Source organism: Brachybacterium timonense, assembly GCF_900258505.1.
GTDB lineage: Bacteria > Actinomycetota > Actinomycetes > Actinomycetales > Dermabacteraceae > Brachybacterium > Brachybacterium timonense.
Window position 1 is genome coordinate 1,343,711 of the sequence record NZ_LT984895.1, and the last position, 6,289, is coordinate 1,349,999.

The 6,289-nt window shown below is 67.1% G+C and carries 5 protein-coding genes and 1 pseudogene; 4 read left to right on the plus strand and 2 right to left on the minus strand.

Translation table 11 applies throughout. The features are described 5' to 3' along the window. Positions 1–39 precede the first annotated feature (39 nt). From C8271_RS05890 to rlmB, 3 genes are read left to right on the plus strand one after another with little or no spacing between them, the layout of a single operon-like run. The gene (locus tag C8271_RS05890) at positions 40–522 is read left to right on the plus strand and encodes a phage holin family protein (protein WP_106506524.1); all 483 of its coding nucleotides are present in this window, start codon (positions 40–42) and stop codon (positions 520–522) included. A 45-nt stretch (positions 523–567) separates the two neighbouring features. Then, positions 568–2,010 (plus strand): cysteine--tRNA ligase, encoded by a 1,443-nt coding sequence (cysS, locus tag C8271_RS05895; RefSeq protein ID WP_106506525.1) that lies wholly within the window; start codon positions 568–570, stop codon positions 2,008–2,010. A gap of 11 nt (positions 2,011–2,021) precedes the next feature. Continuing rightward, the gene (gene rlmB / locus C8271_RS05900) at positions 2,022–2,972 is read left to right on the plus strand and encodes a 23S rRNA (guanosine(2251)-2'-O)-methyltransferase RlmB (protein WP_106506526.1); all 951 of its coding nucleotides are present in this window, start codon (positions 2,022–2,024) and stop codon (positions 2,970–2,972) included. An 88-nt stretch (positions 2,973–3,060) separates the two neighbouring features. Here the strand turns inward: rlmB and C8271_RS05905 are convergent, their stop codons facing one another. Further along, positions 3,061–4,302: a DUF4032 domain-containing protein gene (locus C8271_RS05905; protein ID WP_106506527.1), complete on the minus strand. Its 1,242-nt coding sequence runs from the start codon at positions 4,300–4,302 to the stop codon at positions 3,061–3,063. A gap of 154 nt (positions 4,303–4,456) precedes the next feature. After that, positions 4,457–5,542: an ABC transporter ATP-binding protein gene (locus C8271_RS05910; protein ID WP_106506528.1), complete on the minus strand. Its 1,086-nt coding sequence runs from the start codon at positions 5,540–5,542 to the stop codon at positions 4,457–4,459. A gap of 399 nt (positions 5,543–5,941) precedes the next feature. Here C8271_RS05910 and C8271_RS14470 point away from each other — a divergent pair. Beyond that, positions 5,942–6,289: pseudogene (locus C8271_RS14470) on the plus strand (IS1/IS1595 family N-terminal zinc-binding domain-containing protein); the annotation flags it as partial.

A 6,289-nucleotide genomic window follows, 5' to 3' on the forward strand; every position in this document is an offset into this window, starting at 1 on the left:
TAGTCGTAAGCGGCCCCGTGCCTGCGATAGGCTCCGACCATGATCAACACCACGAACGAGCCGAGCACCCCGCCGACTCAGCGGTCGATCGGTGAGCTCGTCCAGTCCATCCGTGATGAGCTCCTCGGCGTCGTCCACCATGAGATCGACATCGCGAAGAAGGAGCTCACCGCCCTCGCGATCAAAGCCGGGATCATCGCCGCCTGCGCTGCGGTGCTGCTGTTCCTGCTGCTGTCTGCCTGGGTCATGCTGCTGTTCGCCGCTGCGACCGGCCTGGAAGCTGCAGGCCTACCGCTCTGGGCCGGTTACCTCATCGTCGCCGGCGTGTTCATCGTGCTGGGCCTTGTGGCTGGCCTCGTCGCCTTCCTCGTGTCCAAGCGGCTGAAGGCGCCTGAGGTGACCATCGAGACCGCCCAGAGCGCTGTCCAGGCCGTTCAGGGCAAGCGCCGTTCCAACACCGTCTCCTACGACGACACGTTCGAGGAGCTCTACGGCAAAAAGGTGAGCGCCCGCACCGAGTGACGCCGCCGATCCCAGGCTGGGCCTCAGGCGACGTACCCTTACAGGGTGACTCTCCACCTGCACGACACCGCTACCCGCACGACGACACCGCTGATCCCGGTCCGTGAAGGGGCGGTGTCGCTGTATGTCTGTGGTCCAACCACCCAGGGGGCACCGCATCTGGGCCACCTGCGCACCTTCCTGGCTTTTGACGTGCTCGTGCGCTGGCTCGAACGCAGCGGCTACACCGTCACGCATGTGCGCAACGTCACAGACATCGACGACAAGATCCTCGCCAAGTCCGCGGAGGCTGGAGCTGAATGGTGGGCGTGGTCGCTGCGATTCGAGCGCGAGTTCCACGACGTGCTCGACCGCCTGGGCAACCGCCGCCCCACCTATGAGCCGCGCGCCACCGGGCACGTGCCGGAGATGATCGCCTTCATGGGGCGCCTGATTGACCGCGGCCACGCCTATGCCGACGGCAACGGGTCGGTCTACTTCGACGTCGCGAGTTTCCCCGAGTACGGGGCACTCACCCGCCAGTCACTCGAGGACATGCATGACGCCGGGGAGGAGATGGAGCCCGGCAAGCGCGACCGCCGCGACTTCGCCCTGTGGAAAGCTGCCAAACCCACCGAGCCCGGCACCGCCTCGTGGGACACCCCCTACGGTCGCGGCAGGCCCGGCTGGCATCTTGAATGCTCCGCCATGAGCCACAAGTACCTGGGGGAGACCTTCGACATTCACGCCGGCGGCCTCGACCTGCGCTTCCCGCATCACGAAAATGAGCAGGCGCAGTCGCGTGCTGCCGGCTACGGCTTCGCACAGCGGTGGATGCACTCCGGTGTGCTTACCGTGGACGGTCTGAAGATGGGCAAGAGCCTCGACAATTTCGTCACCGCCGCCCGCGCACTGGCTGACCACCCCACCCCTGCTGTGCGTCTGGCCCTGGTCAGCGGTCACTACCGGGCCACCGTCGAGTACAACGACCGCGCGCTGCGTGAAGCAGAGGTGGTGTGGGAGCGATTCACCGCCACCACGCGCCGTGCGGCTGAACTGCTGGGGGGCCACCCCTTGGCTGCGGCCGACGCCGATCTGAGCACTGCGCAGCTGCCGCAAGCCTTCCGGGACGCGATGGATGATGACCTCGCCGTTCCCGAGGCCCTTGCTGTGATCCACCGCCAGCAGGCTGCGCTGAATTCCGCGCTCGCCGCCGACTCGTCGACAGAAGACATCGCCATGGCCCTGGGCGCGTTGCGCGGCATGCTCGACGTACTGGGCCTGGACCCGCTTGGCACGCAGTGGGCGGGCGCGTCCGACGGGGCCGTAGGCGCCGAGCGCGAGGCCCTCGATGCCCTGATCCGCGCGCAGCTCGCCGCGCGCGCAGCAGCGCGGGCAGAGAAAGACTGGCCTCGTGCCGACGCTATCCGTGATGCCCTCGCGGAGGCTGGCATTCAGGTCGAGGACGGCCCCGACGGGGCCCGATGGACCCTCACCCACCACGCCTGAGGAGGTCGACTATGGCAGGCAACTCGTCTCGCCGCGGTGCGGTGCGCCGCGGACGCAAAGGCGCGAGCGTCGGTTCCGGTGGTGTGCGTCGCCGCGCCCTCGAAGGCAAGGGACCCACGCCCAAGGCGGAGGACCGGCCCGGGCACAAGGCCTATAAAGGCGGTGCTGGTACGGCGACACGTCGCGGCCGCACCGGGGCGCGTACCGGCGGCACCGAGCAGGTCGCCGGCCGTAACGCTGTGCTGGAGGCCTTGCGCGAGGACGTGCCGGCGACCTCGCTCTCCGTGCAGGCAGGCATCGACATGGACGAGAGGGTGGGCGAGATTCTGCGTCTTGCAGGGGCGCGCCGTCTACCGGTCACGGAAGTCTCCCGCACCGACTTGGACCGGCTCACCGATCGTGCGGTGCACCAAGGGGTGGCGCTCGCTGTGCCGCCGTATGAGTACGCGAGCGTGGATGAGCTGCTGGAGCAGGCGCAGAACGCTTTCGAGACCCCGCTGCTGGTGGCGCTCGACGGTATCACCGACCCTCGAAACCTGGGCGCGGTGCTGCGTAGCGCTGACGCGTTCGGCGCCCACGGGGTGATCATCCCGCAGCGGCGCAGCGCGTCCATGACCGCGAGCGTGTGGAAAGTCGCGGCCGGTGCTGCTGGACGGGTGCGTGTCGCCCAGGTCACGAACCTCAACCGCACCCTCACGGACCTGACATCCCGCGGTGTGTTCGCTGTGGGGCTCGACGCCGGCGGGGACGTCTCCAGCCGGAACATCGAGCTGGCCACCGAACCGTTGGTCATCGTCGTCGGCGCCGAGGGACGGGGACTGTCCCGGCTGACGCGCGAGAGATGCGATCAGATCGTGTCGATTCCCATGACCGGCCGCACCGAGTCGCTCAACGCCTCGGTTGCAGCGGCGCTCGTGCTGTATGAAGTCGCCGGCGTGCGCGCCGAACGCGGCCGCGGCTGAGGTCCGTGCAGCGGGCGCTTCGCACGCAAGCTGCGGTGTGCCGCTGCATGTGGGCACCCCGGACCGGCTTGAAGCGGTTGCCGGAAACTCAGCTCTCCACGATCGGAAGCGCGGACGTCTCCGTGGTCACGAGCGAGCGCTCGTCGGGACGATGCTTGAGCTGCGTATCGATGTAGTCCTGCACAGTCGCTGACAGCGGCACATCCCGCTGCTCACGCTCGGAGAGAAACCACTTGTGCTCGAGTACTTCGTGGAAGAACTCCGGTGGCTCCAGCTTCGCGCGCATCGACCGCGGAATGGCCCGCACCACCGGTTCATACACAGTCTGCAGCCACTCGTGAGCGACGAACTCTTCGTCCTCGGCTTGCTGGTCGGTGGCGGCACGGAACTGGTCCAGATCGTTCAGCAGCCTGCGCGCCTGGTTCTCCTGCGCATCGATACCGGTCAGACGCATAAGTCGACGCGAATGGTGCCCCGCGTCGACCACCTTCGGCATGATCGACACAGACGTGCCATCCAGGTCGGTGGTGATCTCCAATTCGGCGACGTCGAAGCCGAGCTCGTTCAGATGCTCGATTCGGGCCGCGACACGCCAGCGCTCGTCGACCGAGAAGCTCTCCTTCTCGGTGAGAGCGGCCCACAGACCCTCGTACCGCTCCACGAGAGCGTCGCCCACGGAGACTGCGTCGAGCTCCGGGTCGATCAGTTCACCGGATTGCAGGTCCATCAGCTCACCGATGATGTTTGTGCGGGCCAGATCCAGATCGTAGGCGCGCTGACCCGCGCTGAGCTGCTCATGCAAGGAGCCGGTCTCCACGTCCACCAGGTAGGCGGCAAAAGCCCCAGCATCGCGGCGGAACAGCGTGTTCGACAGTGAGACGTCACCCCAATAGAAGCCCTCCAGGTGGAGCCGCACCAGCAGGACAGCCAGCGCATCGAGCAGACGATGCGCGGTGTCTTCGCGCGAAACCTGACTGAAGACCGCGCGATAGGGCAGCGAGAAGGACAGATGCCGAGTGATGAGCACTGAGTCCAGCGGATCGCCGCTGCGGTCCGTGCGCCCGGAGATCACCGCGAACGGCTCGACACACGGGATACCCAGCCGGCCCAGCACACGCAGCATCTCGTACTCGCGTCGCGCCAGGGCCTGATCGATCTCCTTGAGGGCGAGCACACGACCGGACACGCGTACGAAGCGGACAACGTGCCGGGAGATGCCGCGCGGCAGAGCAGCGAGGATCGACTCGGGCCACTCCTCCAACGGCAGGTCCCACGGCAGGTCAAGCAGCGCGGGGTCCGCGCGCGATGCCGTGATCTCCAGAGGTGCCATTGCTCTATTCTGCCCCGTCTGCATCGCGCGGTGCACGAGATGCCACCGGGAGCGGCACAGATGCGTTCTCGCTCACGCGATCGGTCGTCAGTGTCGAGGATGCGCCGACGGGCGCCCGGCCAGCGGCCGGACGCCCGTCGAACGAATGCGGCTATCAGTCGCCCAGGCGGGCGCCATTGGCCACGTCGAACAGGTGCAGGTGGCCTTCCTTCGGACGGAAGTGCACCGTCTCACCCTTCATGGGAGGACGGCGGCCGTCCACACGCGCGATGATCGGCGCGGAGGTCTCGTCGGAGCCAGCGAGGCGGCCGTACACGTATGCGTCAGCGCCAAGCTCCTCGACCACGTCGACCTCCACCGCGAGGCCCTGGCCTTCGCTGACCAGATCGAGATCCTCGGGGCGCACGCCCACAGTCACGGAGGACTCGTTGGTGTCCGAGAGGGTGGAGCGGTCCACAGGCAGCACCGTGCCCCCGAACTGGACGCCCTGATCGGAGAGCTTCTGCTCGATGAGGTTCATCGCCGGCGAACCGATGAAGCCAGCCACGAACACGTTGTTCGGGTGGTCGTACATGCGGCGCGGCGAGTCGACCTGCTGCAGCACGCCAGCGTTGAGCACCGCCACGCGGTCACCCATCGTCATGGCCTCGGTCTGATCGTGGGTCACGTACACGGTGGTGACGCCCAGGCGGCGCTGCAGCGAAGCGATCTGCGTGCGGGTCGACACGCGGAGCTTGGCGTCGAGGTTCGACAGCGGCTCGTCCATGAGGAACACCTGCGGGGAACGCACGATCGCGCGCCCCATGGCCACACGCTGACGCTGACCACCGGACAGGGCCTTCGGCTTGCGGTCCAGGTACTCGGTCAGGTCGAGGATGCCTGCGGCTTCCTCCACACGCTTGCGGATCTCCGCCTTCGGGGTGCCGGCGATCTTCAGGGCAAAGCCCATGTTGTCGGCCACCGTCATGTGCGGGTACAGCGCGTAGTTCTGGAACACCATCGCGATGTCGCGGTCCTTCGGCGGAACGTCAGTCACATCGCGCTCACCGATGAGGATGCGGCCCGCGTCGATCTCTTCGAGGCCGGCCAGCATGCGCAGCGACGTTGACTTGCCGCAGCCAGAGGGGCCGACGAGCACGAGGAACTCGCCGTCGGCGATCTCGATGTTGAGGTTGTCCACCGCGGGGCGCTCCTGGCCCGGGTAGATGCGCGAGGCGTTATCGAAAGTCACTGTTGCCATGGGGTGTCCCTTCACCGGCAGGTACGTGCCGGACGGTCCGTTGTGAAGTGTCATGCCACCGGAGAGAACGACACGGTTGCCCGTGATCGGTCTATGAGCTGCCCCTGGCGGGGTGCGCCCTTGCACCGGTGCTCGCAGTGTATACCCCGTCGGCGCCAGACCCCAGGACTGGCTGGGACGGAGTGTTCCCGAGGCGCGGCCCTGCATGGTTCTGCACGGGCCGATGGGTGCAGACGTGCGCACGGGGCGCATGGAGCGACGGCGGGAGAAGGGGTGCGAGCGCGAGGAGTGAGGACGTGCGCACAGGGGTTATAGGCCAGATTGTGTGTATGGATCCGGCTAGTTCTCGGCCTTGACCTGGGGGTTTAGGGGTGTTGACATGCTTTGGAAGCATGTTGGGTGTCGCCTCCTGGTAATCGGCCTCGGTGTCGTGTATGTGATCAGTCCCTGGTCAAGAGCGGGAAGACCTCTGCGGGGCGGACGAGGTGGCGGTGTCGCTCCTGCGGCTCCAGCACCGTCCTGGACCGTCCCGACATCAGCCATCGAGCTGAGCTGGAGTGGTTCCATGCCTGGCTGCTGAAGGGCGAGAGGCCACCGGCCTGGGCCGGCAGCGATCGCACGCTCCGCCGCCGTCTGCGCTGGTGCTGGCGTATCGAGGTCCCGCCGCCACTGCCCACGGGCGAGCTCCACGACGTGGTCATGCTCGATGGCACCTACTACGAGACCTAGTGCCTGCTGATCGCGACT

Excerpts from the sequence above, each read along its gene's own strand:
- C8271_RS05890 (WP_106506524.1), top strand. The coding sequence starts at position 40 with ATGATCAACACCACGAACGAGCCGAGCACCCCGCCGACTCAGCGGTCG.
- rlmB (WP_106506526.1), top strand. The coding sequence starts at position 2,022 with ATGGCAGGCAACTCGTCTCGCCGCGGTGCGGTGCGCCGCGGACGCAAA.
- C8271_RS05905 (WP_106506527.1), bottom strand. The coding sequence starts at position 4,302 with ATGGCACCTCTGGAGATCACGGCATCGCGCGCGGACCCCGCGCTGCTT.
- C8271_RS05910 (WP_106506528.1), bottom strand. The coding sequence starts at position 5,542 with ATGGCAACAGTGACTTTCGATAACGCCTCGCGCATCTACCCGGGCCAG.